General features: G+C 51.9%; 21 protein-coding genes. 9 read left to right on the forward strand and 12 right to left on the reverse strand.

Translation table 11 applies throughout. The features are described 5' to 3' along the window. The first annotated feature begins 325 nt into the window (after positions 1-325). A complete protein-coding gene (locus SIB66_RS12695) occupies positions 326-1,567 on the forward strand; it encodes a hypothetical protein (RefSeq protein WP_063405824.1) in 1,242 nt (413 codons plus the stop codon). A 13-nt stretch (positions 1,568-1,580) separates the two neighbouring features. Here SIB66_RS12695 and SIB66_RS12700 read toward each other — a convergent pair whose 3' ends face one another. The 4 genes from SIB66_RS12700 to lipB all read right to left on the reverse strand — a co-directional run bounded on the left by SIB66_RS12700 (position 1,581) and on the right by lipB (position 6,911). Further along, positions 1,581-2,750, reverse strand: a complete 1,170-nt coding sequence (locus SIB66_RS12700) for an ABC transporter substrate-binding protein (protein ID WP_236070126.1) — start codon at positions 2,748-2,750, stop codon at positions 1,581-1,583. Positions 2,751-3,645: 895 nt separating this feature from the next. Beyond that, positions 3,646-4,089, reverse strand: coding sequence for a YlqD family protein (locus tag SIB66_RS12705; RefSeq protein ID WP_063403467.1), 444 nt, complete (start codon positions 4,087-4,089; stop codon positions 3,646-3,648). Between the two features lie 69 nt (positions 4,090-4,158). After that, positions 4,159-6,234 carry an AMP-binding protein gene (locus tag SIB66_RS12710; RefSeq protein WP_413681326.1) on the reverse strand — a complete coding sequence of 692 codons (2,076 nt, stop codon included), beginning with the start codon at positions 6,232-6,234 and terminating at the stop codon, positions 4,159-4,161. Further along, on the reverse strand, positions 6,180-6,911 hold the full coding sequence (gene lipB, locus SIB66_RS12715) for a lipoyl(octanoyl) transferase LipB (RefSeq protein WP_063405821.1): 732 nt from the start codon (positions 6,909-6,911) through the stop codon (positions 6,180-6,182). Before lipB ends, SIB66_RS12710 begins: the two co-directional genes overlap by 55 nt. Positions 6,912-6,923: 12 nt before the next feature. Here lipB and hpf point away from each other — a divergent pair, with 12 nt between their 5' ends. The 5 genes from hpf to SIB66_RS12740 are packed head-to-tail and all read left to right on the forward strand — an operon-like array spanning position 6,924 to position 11,621. Further along, entirely contained in the window at positions 6,924-7,511 is a 588-nt protein-coding gene (gene hpf, locus SIB66_RS12720) for a ribosome hibernation-promoting factor, HPF/YfiA family (RefSeq protein WP_063405820.1), read from the forward strand. 15 nt (positions 7,512-7,526) lie between these two features. Next, on the forward strand, positions 7,527-8,210 hold the full coding sequence (deoC, locus tag SIB66_RS12725) for a deoxyribose-phosphate aldolase (protein WP_063405819.1): 684 nt from the start codon (positions 7,527-7,529) through the stop codon (positions 8,208-8,210). Beyond that, a complete protein-coding gene (gene recO, locus SIB66_RS12730; protein ID WP_063405818.1) occupies positions 8,207-9,010 on the forward strand; it encodes a DNA repair protein RecO in 804 nt (267 codons plus the stop codon). Before deoC ends, recO begins: the two co-directional genes overlap by 4 nt. Next, positions 8,997-10,412, forward strand: coding sequence for an MFS transporter (locus SIB66_RS12735; RefSeq protein WP_063405817.1), 1,416 nt, complete (start codon positions 8,997-8,999; stop codon positions 10,410-10,412). Before recO ends, SIB66_RS12735 begins: the two co-directional genes overlap by 14 nt. Positions 10,413-10,442: 30 nt before the next feature. Beyond that, positions 10,443-11,621: a glycosyltransferase family 4 protein gene (locus SIB66_RS12740; protein WP_063405851.1), complete on the forward strand. Its 1,179-nt coding sequence runs from the start codon at positions 10,443-10,445 to the stop codon at positions 11,619-11,621. Between the two features lies 1 nt (position 11,622). On the opposite strand, the gene proC is transcribed toward SIB66_RS12740, so the two are convergent. The 7 genes from proC to SIB66_RS12775 form a co-directional block, all read right to left on the reverse strand. Beyond that, positions 11,623-12,465 (reverse strand): pyrroline-5-carboxylate reductase, encoded by an 843-nt coding sequence (gene proC, locus SIB66_RS12745; protein WP_063405816.1) that lies wholly within the window; start codon positions 12,463-12,465, stop codon positions 11,623-11,625. Next, on the reverse strand, positions 12,455-13,039 hold the full coding sequence (locus tag SIB66_RS12750; RefSeq protein WP_063405815.1) for a cell division protein SepF: 585 nt from the start codon (positions 13,037-13,039) through the stop codon (positions 12,455-12,457). The genes proC and SIB66_RS12750 overlap by 11 nt, the downstream gene beginning before the upstream one ends. Before the next feature lie 127 nt (positions 13,040-13,166). Beyond that, a complete protein-coding gene (locus tag SIB66_RS12755) occupies positions 13,167-13,844 on the reverse strand; it encodes a YggS family pyridoxal phosphate-dependent enzyme (RefSeq protein WP_063405850.1) in 678 nt (225 codons plus the stop codon). A gap of 7 nt (positions 13,845-13,851) precedes the next feature. Next, on the reverse strand, positions 13,852-14,118 hold the full coding sequence (locus SIB66_RS12760; protein WP_011129584.1) for a PipX family protein: 267 nt from the start codon (positions 14,116-14,118) through the stop codon (positions 13,852-13,854). A 17-nt stretch (positions 14,119-14,135) separates the two neighbouring features. Next, the gene (locus SIB66_RS12765) at positions 14,136-15,050 is read right to left on the reverse strand and encodes a CbiQ family ECF transporter T component (protein WP_063405814.1); all 915 of its coding nucleotides are present in this window, start codon (positions 15,048-15,050) and stop codon (positions 14,136-14,138) included. A 3-nt stretch (positions 15,051-15,053) separates the two neighbouring features. Next, entirely contained in the window at positions 15,054-16,421 is a 1,368-nt protein-coding gene (gene der / locus SIB66_RS12770; protein ID WP_011129582.1) for a ribosome biogenesis GTPase Der, read from the reverse strand. Between the two features lie 80 nt (positions 16,422-16,501). Further along, positions 16,502-16,972, reverse strand: coding sequence for a DUF1823 family protein (locus SIB66_RS12775; protein WP_236070124.1), 471 nt, complete (start codon positions 16,970-16,972; stop codon positions 16,502-16,504). Between the two features lie 725 nt (positions 16,973-17,697). Here SIB66_RS12775 and SIB66_RS12780 point away from each other — a divergent pair. Next, positions 17,698-17,928 carry a Nif11-like leader peptide family natural product precursor gene (locus SIB66_RS12780; RefSeq protein WP_063405812.1) on the forward strand — a complete coding sequence of 77 codons (231 nt, stop codon included), beginning with the start codon at positions 17,698-17,700 and terminating at the stop codon, positions 17,926-17,928. A gap of 296 nt (positions 17,929-18,224) precedes the next feature. Here SIB66_RS12780 and SIB66_RS12785 read toward each other — a convergent pair whose 3' ends face one another. Further along, entirely contained in the window at positions 18,225-18,629 is a 405-nt protein-coding gene (locus SIB66_RS12785) for a DUF1824 family protein (RefSeq protein ID WP_063405811.1), read from the reverse strand. 510 nt (positions 18,630-19,139) lie between these two features. Between SIB66_RS12785 and SIB66_RS12790 the strand changes: the two genes are divergently transcribed. Beyond that, positions 19,140-19,652: a hypothetical protein gene (locus tag SIB66_RS12790; RefSeq protein ID WP_236070123.1), complete on the forward strand. Its 513-nt coding sequence runs from the start codon at positions 19,140-19,142 to the stop codon at positions 19,650-19,652. Positions 19,653-19,946: 294 nt separating this feature from the next. Next, positions 19,947-20,957: a tRNA dihydrouridine synthase DusB gene (dusB, locus tag SIB66_RS12795; RefSeq protein WP_063405849.1), complete on the forward strand. Its 1,011-nt coding sequence runs from the start codon at positions 19,947-19,949 to the stop codon at positions 20,955-20,957. Positions 20,958-21,069: the final 112 nt, after the last annotated feature.

Below are 21,069 nucleotides of genomic sequence, written 5' to 3' on the forward strand. Positions count from 1 at the left end.
GAATTATGCTCCTGGATCGCCGGAGATGTACTGCATAAGTTGGCCTGCTGGTGATAGCCAACAATCATAATCTCAAGCCAATCCTGCAAGAAGCCATGCAATCAGACGTTCAATTGATGGTCACATGGGACCTCTCATAAATCTACTTTTTCATTCTACTAGTTATATTTTCAAAAGCTCTAGGAGCTGTTTGTGCAGTTAGATTGTATATAAGAAAAAGTCGTTAATGCAAAGCATGCTAGAAATGCTAAAGTTTAACGGTGAGGATCTCAAGAGTCTAGCTTGCTAAGCTCAAAAACAATTTGTTATTCTTGCGAAAGTTTAAATGCTGATAAGACTGATTCGCCACTTAACCAGAAGACACCCCTGGACACTTCGCTTATGGGAAAAAAAATATAGCTGGAACTCAGTTCTCATCTCAGGCTTTCTCATTGCCGTAATATTAGTTACTTTATTTTTAAATTCAGAAGAACAAGCCGTATCCACTCGTGAGGTACTCAGGCTTACAAGTTCTCCACATATCGTCAACTTATCAAAGCCATCCTTGAATCGTGGCAAACCTCTTAGTGGTTTAGAAGTGATTAATGACGCTGAATTACTGGCCAAAACCAAATATCAAATCAACGCAGGGGTATACGTAGTGAATAATTATGACATCGATTTAACAACTCCAGGCTTCTCAAGCAAGGGCTATATCTTTATGAATTGGAATAAGGAGCTGCAACAGTATTTAGAATCGGAGGACATGTCAATCTTAAGTATAATCAAATTCAAAAACGATATCAATCCAGAGATTACTGAGATCGCCCCCAAAGGAGATGCAGCTCCGACAAGACTTGAAGATGGAAACTACGGCCAAACTTTTTCTTACACAGGAGAATTCTATATCGATAACTTTAATATTTCACGCTACCCTTTTGACGCACTAAGCTTGCCAATAGTACTTGAGACTGATGACCCAGATGGAAGACTTACTTATGATAGCTTACGCCTAATCCCTGACATAAGAGACAGTGGAATCGGAGGATATTCGAATGTAATAGGCTGGCATTTAGATGGATGGTCAATTGGAGAATACCGTCATCATTTAGCCACGAGCTTCGGAAGCAAAAACAAAAGTAGTGCGGAATATAGCCAATTAATTTTTGATGTTACCTATGGAAAATCACCCTGGTCATCCTTCTGGAAATTAATACAGCCATTGCTAGTTGTTATGGCATCAATTATTTTAATTACTCGTGTTAAATCAGAATACAACCTAGAAATACCCCTGGCCGTGCTACTAACTCTTGTTTTTATGCAGGAAGGTTATCGTTCTGGACTACCTGAACTTCCTTATTTAACTTACTTAGATCAGATCTTTGTACTCTGCTATATCGCTTCACTTCTTAGCTTTGCACTTGTTCTATATACACAAGATTGCAGAGTTAGAATGAAGGAATCAAACCAGGAGACTAGCCTAAGGATTGCAAAAAGACTCACATTACTAGAAAGAAGCTGGCCTCCAGTCTCTCTATTAGTGCTATTAATATCCATGGCAATTTGTTGGATTGCCATCAATAACTAAATCTAGCTGTTTATCATGGTTGCCATGGATCGGTGCCAAGAAATACCAAGTCTACTTCTACACCCCCAGAAATAAGACCATCATTTTCCTCCAGCAATGCTTCTCTCAGGCTTGATCGATTGATGGCAGGCGAAGCTTTTCGCAAGGCCGATACAAGCTTCCTCGCGATCAGATAGCCTTCCAGGCTCACAAAATCAAATTCAGCATCTGAATCAACATGACGTAGATCATGTTGATAGTCTCGCACTATGGGATTGCTAAGGTCCCATGGGAAAGGAACGACTTGTGTAACGCCTATCCCAAATGAAGTATGACGGGGCAACTCTTTGATTAGTGACTTCGTACCTGTGAATGAAATCGTCATAACTTGGGGGTCGCTACCTTGTGAATTAAGATTCTGAATAAGACTGGCGACTGTCTGGTAAGTTGAAATCGCAATAAGAGCATCGGGATTATGAGCTTTAATTTCTTTTGCTGCATTACTCGTGTCTCTTGAATTTCTTACGAGAGGAACACTTATCACTGGCGATAGCCGATGAGTATCAGCCAATTCATTTAGAAGACTATTTAATACATCTTTGCCATAAGAATCATTTTGATATCCTATTGCGATGCGCACAAATCCATCATTAACCAAATAATCAACAATCCTTTTCGCTTCATCCGCATAACTAGCGCGATGATGAATTGTGTAGGAATTATTTTCTCCACGCAATACACTTGCTCCAGTGAATGGTGAAATAATATCAATTCCAGCAGCCTTAGCTAGTGGGAGTGAAGCTTTTGTCGTTGGTGTGCCGATATAACCAAATAATCCAAGTAGTTGCGAGTAACTAACAAATTGACTTGTATTATTATAAGCATTTTCTGGTTCATAGCCATCGTCTAATCTCCATATCATGATCGGGCGACCGTCTATACCACCTTGATCATTGACCTTTTTAAGATAAAGGTCAATGCCTTTTATAAAATTTCTACCCAGCTCACGTGCAGGGCCACTAAGAACAAGTGATTGGGCAAAGATCAAAGGCGTCGGATCCATTCTAAGCAACTTATGGATATTGCTATTTGAGACTTCTCCGTTTAAGACGCTGTCTATCTCTGATGCACGGTCTTCTTTTAATTGATCTTTTCTAGACAATCTCCAGCTGCGGCCTTCTTCGAGGCTATTTGTTCTATTCATCACCCATGGAACTGAAACAAATGCGCAGCATATAATTAGCAAGTAAAGAATAGTCGCCTTCCGATTTTTCAGGAGCATCAGTTTCCTGGCAAGACCAAGCCTACTCAATATAAGCTCTCCTATTTAAGAAAAGAGGCTTGATTAAGACAAGCAAAAAAGAACCTCTAAAGCCAATACTTAAGCGGCAGCAACCTTCCCTAAAAGGAAGCTTGGAATTTGATCATAAAGTATATTTAGAATACGGACGTTCAAAAAAGAGCCATATCATGCATCTAATGGGCTCGAAGAGTACAAAATGCTTCATCATGCAAGCCAATAAGCATAGCCGCATCTCTTGGTCATGAAGGCGGAATAAAATGGTTAACAAGCCAAGCAGCTGCCTGTGCCGCAATAGACAATAAGGGCAAAAGATAAAAGTGCTTTTCTACTGAATCAAGAATATTGGCCAAGCATTAGCATGTTCTCCAGAACTCTGTCTGAGAGTTCTCAGCATTTCCTGCAACATACTTGCACTGTATCCAGACGCTAAATGATATGCAATGTGTGTAGCCAGCAAGGAGTGAAGTGCGACGCATTTACTAAAATTCACCTCGCAAAAACAACATCCACCCATCATCAGATATGCAGAAGGCATCAATAATTCTATCAGACTTTTAATCCTTAGATCAATATATTACCGATGCACATAAGCAATTAAGGAAGGAATGCCTCACAATTGAGAGGCAATTGCTTGAAGTAGCTCTTAGGCATTAAATCATCAAAATTCAGACAAGACGTATCTGAAAAAATCCAATCCAATCCAAAGACCTATGGCCTAAGGCAAAGGGGGCTTGAGTTAACTCCAAAGTTTATATCTAACATTATTTTCAACACTTAAGCCCAGTTTCAAAGGAGGTCAGGCCCCCTCTATCTCCTCCACAACACCGTCGCGTACAACCACAGACACCTGCATCTTCTTCACCAGGTTGTCACCCACGCTCAGGTCACAAAAGCTTTCAATCTGACCCTGCTCAACAATCTGCTCCATCTCTAGTTCGCGCACCTGCGCCTGCTGCTGAAGCAGGTTGCGCTTCTGTTCCTCCAACTCACTACGCTTGCCAGCCACCTGTTGCTGCACCTGGGCCACCTGCTCCTGCACGCGTGGGTCGAGGGGATTAGCACTCTGGCGACGGACCTCATCAACCACCTGCTGACCTTCCTGCTCCAACTGGGCCAACTGCTGATCGGTGGTAGCAATGGCGTTGCTGAGCTCACGCTCAGCCTCCTCCTTCCAATTTGGTGTAACTACCGCGCGAACGGTAATCGAGCGCTTAATCGACAGGGTCGTGCCTTCGGACATGAAAGTGATGAGTAAGGGCTAAGGGTCTCAGCCTGTGACCATGAGGTCAACTGCCGGCTGAAAACAAAATCAACTGCGACCATAAAGGGCGGCAATCAATGCCCCATCTCGGAGCGTGATCCGATCGCGCCGCTGCTTGAGAGTCTGAGTCAGCAAACCGTTCTCGATCGTGAACGCCTCCACCAGAGCGACACCCGCCAAGCGTTCATCCGCCCGAGACCCTGAGCGCTGAGCCAGCAATCGATTGAGTTCGCCGCGCAGCAAGCGCCGCAACGCCTCATCCCCAGGAGATCCACTCAGGCCAGCCTGCATCGACAATCCCTGATCCTCTGCCCAAGCCAGCATTTCCTCCTCCCTGGGCACCACCAGTGCAGCAAGCTGCCGCTCGTCCTGGCCCACAAGCATCACCTGTTCCAACAGTGGACTCGCCACTAATGCCGCCTCCAACGGACCAGGCTCGATGTTCTCGCCACTACTGAGCACGATCGTGTCTTTAGCGCGACCAGTCAGCACCAAGGAGCCATCGGGCAACAGCATTCCCAAATCACCGGTATCGAACCAACCCTGCCCATCAAGCACCTTGGCTGTGGCCTCTGGTTTCCTCAAGTAACCCGCCATCACTTGAGGCCCCCGTACCAACACACGACCACGTTGACGGAACATCAAGTCCACGCCGCTTTCAGGGTCCACGATCCGAAACTCAGTATCAGGCAGAGGCGGTCCTGAACTGCCACGAATGTTGCGCCAAGGCCTTCGGCAACTGACGACTGGGCTTGTCTCAGTGAGGCCGTAGCCCACCAGCAGCTCCAGCCCAACCGCCTCAAAGAAGGCATCCACATGGGGTGCAATCGCTCCACCACCATTAATGGGAAAACGTAGCCGCCCCCCACAGAGCTGATTCAGCACCTTGGGCCAGAGCAGAGCACCCGCCAGACCATGCAAAGGCCAGCGCAGCGTTGCCTCAAGCAAAGCAAGCGTACGGGTGGTCAAAGGCAGCGGCTCCAGCAGCAGATTTCGAGACCTACGCCAAGCCTTTCGTTGCGAGCCACTGTTAGCAAGGGCCATCCGCAGCAAGCGTTGCCGTCCTGTTGGCATACCCTTAACCGCTTCATCAAAGCCCGCCTGAATCGCCTCCCAAAGCCGCGGCACCGTCGCCATCACGATCGGTCTAACCCGCGGTAGATCCCGCTTCAATTGCTTGATCGTGGTGTAGCTCTGGGTACATGCACACGAAAAGAAGTAATACTCCGCGCTGCGTTCGTAGGCATGCCAAATCGGCAACACACTCAACACCGGCGCACCCGGAGAGGGGAAAGCTACACAAGCCAAGCACCTCATCTGATGGAGGAGATTGGCGTGGCTAAGGGGCACACCCTTTGGCTGCCCTGTTGTTCCAGAGGTGTAGAGAATCGTGGCCGTCACTGTTGCCGCTGAGCCCGAATCGCGATCCTTCAACGGATCTGGTGCAGGCTGACCCGCTCCTGCAGCAAGCAGTTCCTGCCACCCCATCACGCCATCAGCGGGCTCACCTTCAAGCTGTAAAACCAAGCGCAAAGGCCTGCGCTGCGCATCGGTAAGGGCAAGCTTGTGCCACAACTCGGCGTTCTGTACCACCAAGGCAACAGCGCCTGAATCCGCGAGGATGTAGCGCAGCTCTTCCAATGGAGCAGTCGCTCCTCGCACTGCATTAGCAGCACCAGTGCGCATCAAGCCTTGATCCGCAATCAACCAACGGGGGCTGTTTTCAGCAAAAAACGCGACCACATCTCCAGCGCCGATGCCGAGATGGCTGAACGCAGCAGCAGCCAAAGCGATCTGCTCAGCAAGCTCTCCATAGCGAAAGCGTTCAGGATGAGTCGCATGAGGAGCATCAACCGCCAGGATTTGGCCATGCTTCTGCGCCAACCAAAGCCATATCTGATCAACGCGGCCCATCTGGGCGACATGACCCTGATGCGCTAATCCATCTTCTTCATGTGGAGAAGGGCGCCAAACCGCCTTAGCAAGAGAACCCTCATGGTTGTCGTCTTTCAACCTGCTACCTGCTGCTACCTCATCTGACATCTTCAATGCAAACAGGGCTAAGAGCGCTAAGCATCGGACGCAAATGCCCCTGGCTTGGCTAGAGGCTCTGGGATCTGCCATACCAAACCGAAGCGGTCACTAAGGCTCTGACGCATCAGAGGTTGAACCTCCGCCACCGTGAGCCCAGGGATCCATTGATTCAGCCGACCCACCGGGTGACCCATCAGGCCGCAGGGGACAACGGCGGAAAAGCTCTCAAGATCACAATCCACGTTGAGAGCCAAACCATGTTGAGTAATCCAGCGACGACACCCCACGCCAATCGCAGCCACCTTGCGACCTTCCAGCCATAGCCCGGTGAGTCCCTGCAAGCGCTCACCTGCCAATCCCAAAACAGCCAAAACATCAATCAATACCTGCTCAAGCTGACGCAGATACCAATGCAGATCGGTTTGATAGCGCCGAAGATCCAACACGGGATAGACCACCAACTGCCCAGGCAAATGGTGAGTCACCTCACCACCCCGATCAATGCGATGCAACGCAGCAGGCGGATTGTTGACATCAAAAAGCAGATTGGCCTCGCTTGCACCGCGACCGAGGGTGTAGCAAGCCTGATGCTGCAACAGCCAAACCGCCTGCGGAGCAAGGGGGTTGGCAAACAACTGTTGCTGCCACTGCTGCTGCCAAAGCCAAGCCATCTCGAAGGGCACTGGCTCACTGCACTCAAACAGAAAAGTCGATTGGGATTGTGCCGATGTAGAGGTAGTACCTAACTTGCCGATATCAATCGGCACCGGAGGGATGCCATGAAGCTGCTGATCCATGGTCGCAATCTTGAACTAACGCCTGCCCTACGCGAATACACACAATCGAAACTGGAACGGGCGATTCAACATTTTGAAGACATGGTGAAGGAAGCTGATGTGCACCTTTCAGTCGCCCGAAACCCGAGCGTGCCTCAACAAACTGCCGAGGTCACCGTTTTTGCTAACGGCACGGTGATCCGCGCTCAAGAACGCAGTGAAAACCTTTACGCCAGCATTGATCTGGTAGCCAGCAAGCTCTGCCGTCAGCTACGCCGCTACAAGGAACGCCACAGCGATCACCACCACAGCCCCGGGCATCGAGCCTCGTCAACGCCAACCACTGAAGCGGTGATCGATGAAGCCCCGATCGACGGTTCACTACTCGATGGCAAAGAGGCCCACCTCCCCAGCCCAGGCGTTAGGCGCAAATACTTCGCCATGCCGCCAATGAGCATCGAACAAGCCCGGCATCAATTAGATCTGATCGACCACGACTTCTACCTGTTCCGCGAACAAGAAAGTGGCCAATTGCAGGTGATCTACCGACGTAACCATGGCGGCTACGGGGTCATACAGGCTCGCGATTAAGCGTGGGCAATCTTGATGCCTGGACCCTCCCAGCAGCGTGAATTACCGGATCTAGCACCACTGATCAATCAGGCACTGCTCGATCCCCACCTTGATCAAGACGTCCTGCAGCAGACCTGTGATGCAGCACGCCACTTCGGCTTTGCAGGTGTATGCACCAACCTCAATCGCCTGCAGGCGGCGCGCGAACGACTCGGTCCACCAGGTCCAACGCGGCTGATTACCGTGATCGCTTTTCCCTTCGGTGCCATACCAAGCACGCTCAAACAAGCTGAAGCGGAATGGGCCGCCGATCATGGAGCTGAAGAGCTCGATGTGGTTCCAGACTTCTGGGCCCTCAGCCAAGGCAGAGCAGAACTCTTTGCCGAAGAACTCGCCGAGATCTGTGCACTAGGGCTGCCTGTCCACGTCATCCTCAACATGGCCCGCCTGCCGGCGGATCGCCTGAGCTTGGCCGTCGACGCCGCCATCGATGCTGATGTCAGCGGGCTGCAAAGTGGGAATGGTTTCGGCCCAGCAGTAACTGCAGCTGATATTCGTCTGCTAGCAAACCTGGCCCGTGGCCGTTGCGGAATCAAAGCGGCCGGGGGGTTACACACTCTCGAGCAAGCCCTCGACATGGTGGAAGCAGGCGCAACCCGTCTTGGCACCAGCCAAGGCCCAGCTCTCATGCAGGCACTACGCCGTGGCCAAACGTGAGTGGAGAACGACGCCTCAACGGCCTCTCTTTGAAGGTGGGACCGCTCGGGGAACATGATCGACTTCTCACTCTGCTCAGCGATCAAGAAGGAGTGACCCGTCTTGCCGTACCTGGGGCGCGACGACCACGCAGCAGCCTTGCGGCAGCAGTGCCACTCAGCTTGCTGGAGCTGCAAGTGGCAGGACGCCGAGGCCTAGCAAGGGTGCGGCAACTCAAGGTATTGCGCAGCTTTAACAGTGTGGGGAAGCAACTAGAGACACTGGCGGCTGCCCAGGCCCTTGCAGAGCTCAGCCTGATGTTGGTAGCAGGCAACGATCCTCTCCCTGGACTGCTCAACACACTGCTGATGCATCTCGAACGACTCGAGGCCCTCAGCCAAGCCCAGCCAGCGCAGCCAAACACAACCCTGGCCTGCAGCGTGCAAGCGTGCGTGCATTTGCTTGCTCTAGGCGGCTATGGCCTGCCAGTACAGGAATGCTGTCGCAACGGCACAGCGCTGGAGCCACCCCTGGGCCAATGGGAATGGCGCTGCAGTTTGATGCCAGAAGAGGGTTTTGCAATCGGCGCCCTACCCGGCGCAGCACTTCAACTGAATCCCTCAGAGCTAGCCCTATTGCAGCGGCTGCTTCGCCCTGCCCTGCCCATGCGACGCGATGGCGAGTTAATGGGTCCGCCAGAGGTGTGGCTGCGGTTGCTCGCGGTAGTGGAGTGCTGGACCCGCACCCATCTGCCACATCACATGCGAGCTCTAGGGATGTTGCGCGAGGCCATCATCAGCTCAGGCGATGGGCGATCATAACCGCGGCACCACAAGCATCTTGAGCGGTCCAACTCTAAACAGCCCCGAACCGGCCCTCCCAACCGGCTCGAATCCAGAAGGACGCCGCGGATTGGCAGCGGTGATCAAGCTGGATGGCTTTCGCCGGCTGTGGATCGGTCAGATCTTCTCACAACTGGCCGACAAGTTCTACATCGTTTTGATGGTGTACCTGATTGCCCAGTACTGGGTGAGCAGTACCCCTCAAAGCAATGAGGCGCTTGCAGAGGTGGCGGCGGCGATTCGGATGGATTTCGAAACCCGCGCCCAAAAGATCACCCTGCTTGCCACAGGCATTTATGTCGCCAACACCATTCCAGCAATGTTGCTGGGAACCGTGGCGGGTGTCTGGGCTGATCGCTGGCCGAAACGTCGCGTGATGGTGGCCTCCAACGCGCTGCGTGCTCTGCTGGTGCTCTTGGCCCCAGTTTGTCTCTTGCCAGGTCCCCATTGGATGGGTCTGAGCTGGGGGTACTGGGCACTGCTGGTGATGACCTTGCTGGAGTCAGTTCTCACCCAATTCTTCGCGCCAGCCGAGCAAGCAACCATCCCTCAACTGGTACCAAAGGAACATCTCCTAGCTGCCAATTCCCTGTATCAAGCAACCAGCATGGGCGCCACGATTGTGGGCTTTGCCCTTGGTGATCCAATCCTGCGTCTACTCAAACAAGCCTTCCTCTCCCTCGGACTAAATGGAGGGGAATTTCTGCTCCTACCGGCCTGCTACGGCATGGCAGCGATCAGCCTCAGCACGATCCACATGCAGGAGCAGCACCGCGACAGCTCTAGAGAAAGTGTCTGGAAGGAAATCGGCGATGGTCTGCAGGTGCTTCATCAACAGACTGCTGTGCGAGGGGCCATGCTCCACCTTGTTGTGATCTATAGCCTGCTAGCCGCCATGTACGTGCTGTCGATCACCTTGGCAGGTTCGATCAAAGGTTTGGGGCCAACTGGTTTCGGCATGATCTTGGCGATGAGTGGGATTGGGATGGCCCTGGGGGCTGTGGTGATGGCCCAAACCGGCCACCGCTTCAACCGCCGCAACTTGTGCGCAACCGGCCTAGGCACAATCGCCTGCACCCTGGTGCTGCTTGGGGGAGTGCTTGGTTCTCTGGGACCAACTCTTTTGCTATGCGGCTTGCTGGGCGTGGGAGCAGCCCTTGTGGCGATTCCAGCCCAAACCACCATTCAAGAAGACACGCCAGAAGCACAGCGCGGCAAGGTGTTTGGTCTACAAAACAACCTCATCAATATCACCCTGAGTCTGCCTCTTGTGCTGGCTGGCGCTCTGGTTAGCAGCTATGGGCTCGTGCCAGTGCTGTGGTTGCTTGCTGCACTGGCCCTAATAGCAGCTTTATTAGAGCGCCCTTGGCAGCGCTGCTAGCTTTCACATTCGGCAGGAGGATTGCAGCAGGTGGCTCACATTGCCTGGCTAGGCAAAAAAACACCGTTCTGCGGCAACGTCACCTACGGTCTCAACACGACTGAGGCCCTAAGACAACGCGGCCATCAGACCAGTTTTATTCACTTCGACAATCCAGGCGGCCTTAGCAACGGCGAAAGCGCACTGTTGGCCAATGACCCAGAAGTGAGCCTGCCATACCTGGTTAAGTCTCAGGTTTACACCATTCCCTTCCCAGGAGCGCAGCGAGAACTCAGGGAATCATTAGAAAGACTACAACCCGATCTCGTTCACGCCAGCCTCACCCTTTCCCCCCTCGACTTCCGACTGCCAGAACTCTGCGAACAAATCGGTGTGCCATTGGTGGCAACCTTCCACCCACCATTTGATAGCGGCATGCGCCACCTCACAGCTGGCACACAACAGCTCACGTATCAGCTCTACGCCCCTGCCCTGGCTCGCTATGACAAGGTGATCGTCTTCTCCGAGCTGCAAGCTGAGGTACTGACCAAACTTGGAGTACAGGAACAACGACTCGCCGTGATCCCCAATGGCGTCGATCCTGAATGTTGGGCACCAACAAGTCCACAATGCACCAACCCAATGCAGCAAGAGGTGCTTGGACGTGTGGGAAATGAACGAATTTTCCTCTATATGGGACGCATCGCAGCAGAAAAAAATGTGGAGGCACTGCTGCGCGCTTGGCGGCTTATAGAGACCAAGGGCTGCCGACTGGTCATCGTTGGCGATGGCCCTCTGCGTTCGACCCTGCAAAACAACTCAACCCCAACAAAAGAAAACGACGTGCTCTGGTGGGGCTATGAGTCAGATCTCAATACCAAGGTGGCCCTACTGCAATGCGCTGAAGTCTTCCTCCTACCAAGCCTGGTCGAAGGTCTATCTCTGGCACTGCTAGAGGCGATGGCAACAGGTACAGCCTGCGTGGCCACTGACGCCGGGGCTGATGGGGAAGTGTTGGATGGCGGTGCGGGCATCGTCTTAAGCACACAGGGTGTCACCAGCCAATTGCGCACCCTGCTGCCGGTGCTCCGCGATCAGCCCGTACTAACAGCCGAACTGGGCCGCCGCGCCCGTATGCGCGTGCTGGAGCGATACACCATCACCCGCAACATCAATGACCTGGAAACGCTCTACCGCGGCTTATTAGGAGCGACAAAGATGGCGGCCTAACTCAAGCCAGTTCACGGCTACGTTGAGCAGCTGCAACAACCGCCTCAATCAAAGCAGAACGAACCCCGGCCCTCTCAAGCTTGCGCAGTGCAGCAATCGTGGTGCCACCCGGAGAGGTCACCATGTCCTTAAGCTCCGCAGGATGCAGTTTCTGCTCCTTAAGCAAGGCTGCTGTGCCAGCAAGGGTGCGATGGGCAAGATGATGGGCCAAGGACCGCGGCAGGCCTGCCGCTACCGCACCATCAGCCATCGCCTCAGCCACCAGTGCCACATAGGCAGGGCCGGATGACGTCAATGCCAAAAAAGCATCCAGCTGCGACTCCGGCAATTCCAGCACCTCGCTCACCGGCAAAAACAATCGCTCAACCGATAGGCGTTGCTCTGGCGTGACTCCCTCTCCCCAAGACAATCCAGTGAGCCCAGCTCCTACCAAGGCAGGGGTATTTGGAACGGCACGCACACAGGCATGAGCGGGGAAAGCCTGCTGCAAACGAGCCAAGCTCACGCCAGCAAGCACAGAAATCAACAGTTGCGGCCTATCAGCAGTTTGCTTAAGACGAGCTGCTGAAGCCGCTATCTGATCAAGCTGCTGCGGTTTCACCGCTAGCAATTGAATGGGCGCCATCCATGCCTCTGCCGCAGTGGGATCATCTGCAGCTTTCAAAGGCAGACCGATTGGCAGCTGGTCTGCGAGACGTTCGACACTTGCGGCACGGCCTACCACCGCAACAACCTGCTGCGGAGAAAGCTCACCCTGCTTCAACAGCGGCAAAACAAGAGCCTGAGCCATTCGACCCAGGCCGATTACCCCCAAAGAGCAGGGCATGGAGTGATTAGAGGCCACCAGCGCTGGTGGCCTCCCAGGCCGGAACAGGCGCCGCACCAGCTTGTTGAGACGATGACGGAACCGAATCGTGATTCTGACTCACCATCGATTGTGCAGAAGCCTCCTCATAACTGGTATTAGAAACCGTGACACAACTAGGAGCAAAGAGAAAAATGCTCTCTCCTACCCGCTCTTGGTGACCATCAATCGCAAAGGTGCCACCAGCAACAAAATCCACCGCACGCTGCGCCTGATCAGGTTCCATCATCGTGAGATTAAGGATCACAGTCTTGCGTTCTCGCAGGGCCTGAATGGCACGAGGCATTTCATCAAAACTCCTTGGTTCCATCAGGTTCACCTCAGCAGCAGCCGAACCAACCCCTGGCATACCAATCACATTGGAACCGGAGAAACCCCCACCTAAATCAAAAGGGCTGGAGTCTGATGGCGTCGCCAAAGCACCGCCACTGGCATGATCACTTCTGTGATCAGCATCCATATGGTCATCGGTGTCGTAATCGAGGTCGTCGTAATCGCTATCGAGATAGTCATCACCAGCGACGACAGCACGAAGACGGGAAATAAGCGACACCGTTGGGATCCTCTCGCGATGATGTGAACGTAAATCGGCTTAAAACCGACTGAAGGTAAGTTCCCCTTAGAGGAAGACTGCTTAACCTGACACCTAAATAGCGCTCTAAGCAGGCCGGGGCAAGGGTTTAGACAGCATTAATGTCATCTACGGAAGAAGACTTAGCCATTGAACGCGCGCCAAAGAGACTTGACCCCAGCCGTAACCAGGTAGCCCCCGCATGCATAGCTTCAAGCCAATCACCGCTCATTCCCATCGAGCAATCAGGCAAACCAAGCTGATCGGCAAGTTCACGACACTGCCCAAAAAGCTCATGACGTTGCTCGAGTGAAAGCCCTATCGGAGCCATTGTCATCAGACCAATCAACTGCAAATGAGACAACTGGATCAGATCGGGCCAGGCCTGCTTGAGCTGCTCTTGAGAGAAACCACCCTTAGAGGGATCATCGCGAAATTTGACCTGCAACATCACCTGCGGGCAGCACTGCTCTTCAGCAGCAATTCTGGAAATGCGTTCTGCCAAAGCCAGAGAATCCACGGAATGGATCACGGCAAAGGATCTCACCACTCCCCGCACCTTGTTCGCCTGTAGACGTCCAATGAAATGCCAACGCAGACCTTTGAGATCAGCCAAGGCCTCCAACTTGGGCAAAGCCTCCTGCAAGCGACTCTCGCCAAAATCCTGCTGACCAAGCTCGGCAAGTTGGCGGATCAAAGTTGCGGGATGCCCCTTACTCACAGCCAAAAGATGAACTCCATCAGCAAGCCGATCAACCAGATCGTGCCAACGAGCAGACAACGTCACATCAACCTCAGATAAAGGTCTGAGCAAACAACTGCTGCCAACTCTCGTACTCAGGGGAGCGATCACGCCGACAATGGGTCAGATGAAGTTCGGCGTAATGGCGCGCGTCTTGATAGGGAATCACCTCAAACTGTGCCCCTCGAGGTTGCAGGGTGACGAGAAAAAACATCCTCTGGGCATAGAGCGTGGCGTAAACGTCTCGACCATCGCCGGCGGGGGCCACGAGATAGAGCATTCCGAACGTGGGGTGATTGAGATAGCGCTCGGCGCTCACCTGCAACAGTTCATCATCTACAAAGCACCGTACTTCCCACGCAAGCCAAGCACAAATAGCAGCAACATTGCCGAAGCGATGTTGAGCCAAAGGGACGCTCCAGTCAATACCACCTGAGGGCGGAACTGATCGGGCGGCAACAAAAGACCTCCACGAGCGAGCAAAGCTTCTGCTCCTTGTTCAGCTCGCAAGAGGATGTTGGCTAAAAGGCGTTCGCCCACTGAGAGAATCAAAGCAAAGGAGGCCTTGAAACCCAACTGCCGCAAGTTCACGGCTCGGCTAGCGAGAGACCGTAAGAGGTTCTGTAACTCCTCCTGCACCAGGGGTAGAAAGCGCAAGGCAAGCAGTAACTGAAAGCTAAGCCGATCGACAGGTACACCAATCAAGGCCAGCGGTGCCAGGCACCAGCTCAGAGCCCAAACCAAATCTTCCGGCTGGGTGGTGAGCAACATCAAGTTGACGCTATGCACCACAGTGAAGATGAGAGTGGAGGTGTTTAATCCCAACTCAGCAGAACGACGACTCACCACAAAGGGCCCCAATGCCAAAGGACCAAGGCGCAGGGGACCAAGCCGCAGCAACTCCCAAGACAGACTGGTCACACTCGCCCCCGGCAGTTCTTGCGGCGAGCGCACAGCAAGGGTGGCAGCGGTTTCCCCCGTCGGCAACATCATGGCGAACAAGCCCACAAGAGCGCCCAGAAACAGCAACAGCAGCAACGATCGCCACCAGATCCGCACCGGCAGACCACTGGCCAAGGTGATCAAGAGAAGCGCAACAACCAAACCAATCCGCCACAACGAGCCAGCCAGTACTGGCGTGAGCAGGAACATCAACACCCAGGCCAGCTTCAAACGGGGATCAAGACGACGCAACCAACCGGAGTTGCCAGCCACGTACTGCCCGATCGGAAGCTGACGCAACCAGTCCATGACCTATCCCAAACGGTTCTGCTGACGAGCTAGCTCGCGTTCGGCAGCCCGTTGCTGTTTACCGCGCCAAAACAGCTTCAAGGGAGTGCCATCAAAACCAAGCCCTTCTCGTAACTGCCGTTCCACATAGCGGCGGTACGTATCGCCAAACAACTTCGGGTCATTGACAAACAAGGTGAAACTAGGCGGCCTGCTCGCCACTTGAGTGCCGTAATAAAGGCGTCCCTGGCGACCCCCACGGGACGTGGGTGGACTACGCCAACTCAAGGCTTCCTTCAACACCTCATTCACCACCGAGGTGCTCACCCGACGACGGTGCTGCTCAACTGCCAAGGAGGCCAAAGCAAAGATACTTTCGACCCGCTGCCCAGTGAGTGCAGAAGTGAACAACATCGTGGCCCAATCGAGAAAGTAAAGCTTGGCGCGCAGCTCTTTTTCAACCATCGGCATGGTGTGACTATCTTTCTCAACCGCATCCCATTTGTTCACCACCAGCACGCATGCGCGGCCATCATCTTCAATCCTGCCGGCCAAGCGCTGATCCTGTTCTGTGACCCCATCAAGGGCATCAATCACCAACACACACACATCGCTGCGTTCAATCGCCTTAAAACTCCGGTTGATACCAAAAAACTCAGGGCCGTAATTCACACTGCGCCGTCGGCGTATGCCAGCTGTATCGATCAGTCTCCAAGGATGGCCTTCACGTTCAAGACGTGTATCGATGGTGTCGCGGGTGGTGCCACGAATCGGGCTAACAATCGCGCGTGGCTCACCACAAATGGCATTGAGCAGGCTTGATTTACCCACATTGGGCCTGCCAATGATGGCCATCTGAATCGGTTCATCCTCTTCTGGCTCCTCATGCTTTGGCGGCAGAAGAGAAAGCACACGATCGAGCAGATCACCTGTGCCAGCCCCATGGATTGCAGAAATCGGGAAAGGCTCTCCCAGGCCAAGACGCCAAAACTCGGCCGCCATCGCCAAACCCTGATCTGGCGATTCGCACTTATTTACTGCCACCAGCGTGGGGCATGGTTGCGTGCGCAACCATTCAGCGATCGACTCATCTGCAGCCGTAACACCCTGCTGGCCATCAACAATCACCAGTGCTACAGAGGCTTCCGCCAGAGCCAAGTTGGCCTGTTCGCGAATCTCGGGCAAAAACTCACTGTCGTCATCGAAGACCAAGCCACCGGTGTCGACCACCTTGAACTCACGATCTCCCCAAAAACCATCCTGATAGGTGCGATCGCGGGTGACGCCAGGCTTGTCATCAACAATCGCCTCGCGACTGCGACAAAGTCGATTCACCAGCGTGGACTTACCGACGTTGGGGCGACCGATAATGGCGACAATCGGACGCGCCACTTGGCTGAATCCTTGCAATCATTCTCGACCCTACAGAGGCATCAAACCGAGACGGGGTGATGCAGCTCTGCAATCAGGGTTCACTCAACAATCGGATCGCCAGGATGCCCTTTAACGGGGTCAAGCGGAGGGTCAAGAGGTTGCGGCAAGGGGCCTTCGGCGGGAAGAGCGTCTCCCCGTTGCGCCAACCAGGCCAGCAACCAATTCACAGCCGTGGCACGACGGGTGCGACGAGGGTAGAGCTCATCAATGCGATAGCCAGCGAAATCAAGCTGCTGCTTTAACAGCTGTTTGTGTTCTTTTGCGATCGAGCGGGTGAGCTGTACAGCTGCCGGCCGCTGCGCAATCACAGGCGGGGCAGTGGGGAAGGCATCACGCCAGAGCTGAGGTGTTTGGGGCCCGGCAGACCAAACAGACGCTGAATCAGCACTGGGTTGATAGCCAAGCCGCTCCCAGATCAATTCGGCAACAAACCGATCGCTCAGACGATCTTCGAGAATCTGGATTAATAAGGCGCGACTAAGAGGCCAAGTTAGAGAGGGTTGCTGCAAAGAAATTTAAGAGCAATTCAAGACTTAAATGAGAAGCAAAGCCAATTTCACCGGTCACAATAAGTGTATGTGGAACCAGGCCAAGGTTTCTTCTATCAGATGTAGTCAATCACATCAGCAGCGAGAAGCTCACCCTTGTCAACATCCAGCAATGTGGTGTGAATGCCATCTGCTGTGATCACTAAATCATCTCCGATTTGCGTCAAAGAAAGCTCAACTCGCTCTGCTACAGAGATGCGATCATTTTCAGCGACTGAAAAACCGATAATCAGATCATTACCACGACTCAGCTTGTAGGCATTAGATCCACGATCACCTTTATAAAGGTGTCATCACCGAATTGAAAGTCGCAACCTTACGGTCGCAATCCATATTAGCTCAAATCAAGGCTAGAGATGCTTGCTAAGGAGTGCGCTGCCGTATCTTAAGCAGGATGAAACCACAATAAAGCAGCATCAAGGTTGCCATCCCACCAACGACAAGCAGGGTAGAAGCGTTAAGAGAACTAAGCATAAATTTTATTTTAGGTTTACTGTCAAGAGTAATCGAGGTTAAGAGTCAAGCCATCGGCAAAATCGGGAAGACCTACGCGAGAAATAAGGATTCATCAACCAAATCAATCGCTCGCCACAGCCAACATCGGCAAAGCCAAAAGCTCCACTATTGGCACTTGATCAATTTAAATTCGTCGATATGATGATGCAGCTTAACTACCAAAAGACGGTATGTCTGAAGCACATCTCAAAGCATTCATGACCATGCTGCGTGCGTGCCCATCATTAGAGCAGAAGCTCAAAGCTGAAGGAACGGATGTATTAATGCTTGCCAAAGCTGCTGGATATACGGTAACGATGGAAGATTTAGAGAAAGGCATCTGTGACTACTCAGGCACAGAGATTTCAAATGATGAGCGTGGATATTTTAGAAGTGGCTATAGAAAAGAAATGAATGGATGAATGCCAGATCAAGTTTTAGCAGCAGCAAAGAAAAAGGGCAGTAATCACAAATACAGCGTTCAGGAACGAGTTTGATTGATTTTAAAGAAGATAAAAGCAATTAATAAGACAAAGCCCAGCAGCGTACCCGCCAATAGATAGTAAAAATACGAAACTGGGACATCGAAAAAGAAGGGAAGAGGCATTACAAAAAACGTTTAGACAAATTATAATGGCTAATTCCTCTAATTTGCTAATCGTGCATCCCTTCTGTTGATCATGAAACCGAAGGAATTTAATTCAACATGAGAACAAGTTCAATCCTTAATTTTAAAAAAGTCTAATGGGAAAGGGCCTAGGGTATCTGCTTCTTTTTCTTCATTGTTATGTTGGCAACTGAGCAGGACACCTTCACCTAAACCATGCTCGATGCGTACATGGATATCACCGGTCTTTTGATTCGCCTTAAGAAAGACAGGCCCTTCGCCAGCAGGCTTATCAACGACATTCATGGCAGACCAATTAAAATGTGATTCCATCTCTCTTAAAACAAAAATTGCCAAGCTAGAGGAAGGGGCCATGATTCCCACTGTGAACCAATCAGCATCGTCCATAGAGGCACAAAGCTGATCAAGCAAATGCTTCGATTGTGTCGCATCAAGATCAGGAGCCGAACGGAGACCATCGAGATCCTTTAATGACTTAATTACCAGCTCAGACATGTCACAAAGGCTACATATTCTTGTAATGATTATAGCATAGGCATGCCTGCAAGATTATTTAACTCAAGAAAGCAACTCGTCTTAGCTAGTGGTGTGTTCTGAGGCTCAAAAAGCATTGACCAGGATAGCTTGCGGTCATGATTAGCAAAAGGTGCAGGATTTTACAAATTGGTAAAAATGATCTAGCAAATCAATCTCTTCGAACCTGATCAAGAAACAAGCCTCGAGAAGATGAGATTATTCAAGCATAAGAGTAAGTTAAATTAAAGCTTTCTGGGCCTGAAGCAGGTCTTTTCTTTTATTCATTGAGAGCTGAGTTCGTTAATCAAATTCACCAATGCCATTCAATCGCCAACATGCAACATCTGGCATGCAAAATACTATTTAAAGACAAGGATTGATCTACTTAGAATAGAAGCAAGAATATTAGAAGTACTACTGCAAAGACAAGTGGATCTAGAAGAGTATCCTGGATACAATCAACCAACCATTTATTGCTCCATGAATCGGTTGACGTCATGCAAATTATTCCATTTAGCCCATGTTCGATGGGCTATTCGCCCAACGGCTGCAGTCCTATTACTAGGCCTTGTGGGAGGCTGTTCCAACCAGATCACTGAAAAGCCTGTTCAAGCACCGGTCGTACAAGAGTTTCAATTTCAAGTCATCAATCACCAAACACCAAGACAAGAGGGAAGAAAAATCAATCTTTTGCTTCGCTATCGCTATCGCCAAGATCTAGCTTCCACAGAATACCCAGACTGGGCAAAAGTTCGTACTGCTGCTGTGAACTTTCTGCGCGTTCGACCCTCACATCCGCAAGATGAATATTGGGAAGTTCTCAATGAAGGGCTTGTAAGGGATCTCTACTCATCCTTTCCAATTGTAGGGGTTGTCTCTCAACTGCAGGTGCAGCCGGTAGAGCATCCCAAATCACAAGACACAAATCCCGTTGTCTATAGCTCGATCACAACATTAGGAGAAGTAAGCCCTATTGTTACTCCACAGGGATTTAAAATGTAGCTCATGGTTCTATTGAAACCACATCAGATCTCTAAATCTCTCAATAGATCTCCAAGGCAAAGGATTCAATCATATCTCTACTACTGCTAAGGCAATAGGCATCAGATCCTCGATCTCCTTGAAGGCAATCCATGAATGATGATGTTGATCTCAATCCCTTTCTTCCTCATTCAACTCACCATCAGCAATAAAAGCACCAACAAGATGTTGTCTTCTTCGGCCAGTCAACCCTTGCGCTGAAGAACAGGTCTAGCTCTTTAAGCTGTTGATCGGACGGAAGTGATCTACCAAGCTTTGCCTGAACTCAGCCTGCCCGGCAGGGGAACAACAAGGGCACTGCGCTGCAGAGTGCTGCAATCGCCCCTTGCAGGCGTGAGTGATCAGATCTTCCGAAGCCTGGTTCGGCGCTGGGCGCCAGATGCATTGTTATTCACAGAAATGGTCAATGCCACCAGCCTGGAGCTGGGCCACGGCCTACAGAAAATCGACGAACTCTCCAATGAAGCCGGGCCCATTGGCGTGCAATTGTTCGATCACCGCCCAGAAGCAATGGCCGATGCTGCACAGCGAGCAGAGGCTGCTGGTGCCTTCCTGATCGACATCAACATGGGCTGTCCTGTGCGCAAGATTGCACGCAAGGGCGGTGGCTCTGGTCTGATCCGTGACCCACAACTGGCGGCAAAAATCGTGAGCACTGTTGCTGCAGCGGTCAAAATCCCAGTCACCGTGAAGACAAGGCTGGGCTGGTGTGGCAGCGATGCAAAACCAATTGAATGGTGCCAATCACTCGAGCAGGCCGGCGCCAAGATGTTGACATTGCATGCTCGAACTCGAGAGCAAGGCTTCAAAGGCTCAGCTGATTGGCACGCCATCGCTGCCGTCAAAAGCGCACTACAAATCCCCGTGATTGCCAATGGCGATGTCAAGAGCGACATGGATGCCAAGCGCTGCCTGGCGATCACTGGAGCCGATGGCGTGATGGTGGGCAGAGGCTCGCTGGGAGCGCCATGGCTTGTGGGCCAAATCGATGCAGCACTATCCGGCCGCCCAGTGCCTGCAACGCCTGGAGCGGCAGAGCGACTCACCATTGCTCGTGAACAACTTGAAGCGCTGGTTCAAGCAAAGGGGGCACATGGCCTCTTAATTGCCCGTAAACACATGGGATGGACTTGTAGCGGCTTCCCGGGCGCATCAAAACTGCGCCATGCCCTGATGCGTGCACCAACGCCAACGGAAGCCATCTCACTGTTAGAGCAAGCCAGCGCAGAACTCATAACGGCATGGCCTGAAGCGACCAACGCCTAATCCAGCCTCAAGTTGCGATCAATCCGCTACCAAGCCACATCCAATCACCCAGCCAATATCACTAATCAATCGCCGTCATCAACTCAACGGCTCATCATCCAGTTGCGATCAA

This window comes from Prochlorococcus sp. MIT 1318 (assembly GCF_047304505.1).
GTDB classification, from domain to species: domain Bacteria; phylum Cyanobacteriota; class Cyanobacteriia; order PCC-6307; family Cyanobiaceae; genus Prochlorococcus; species Prochlorococcus marinus_D.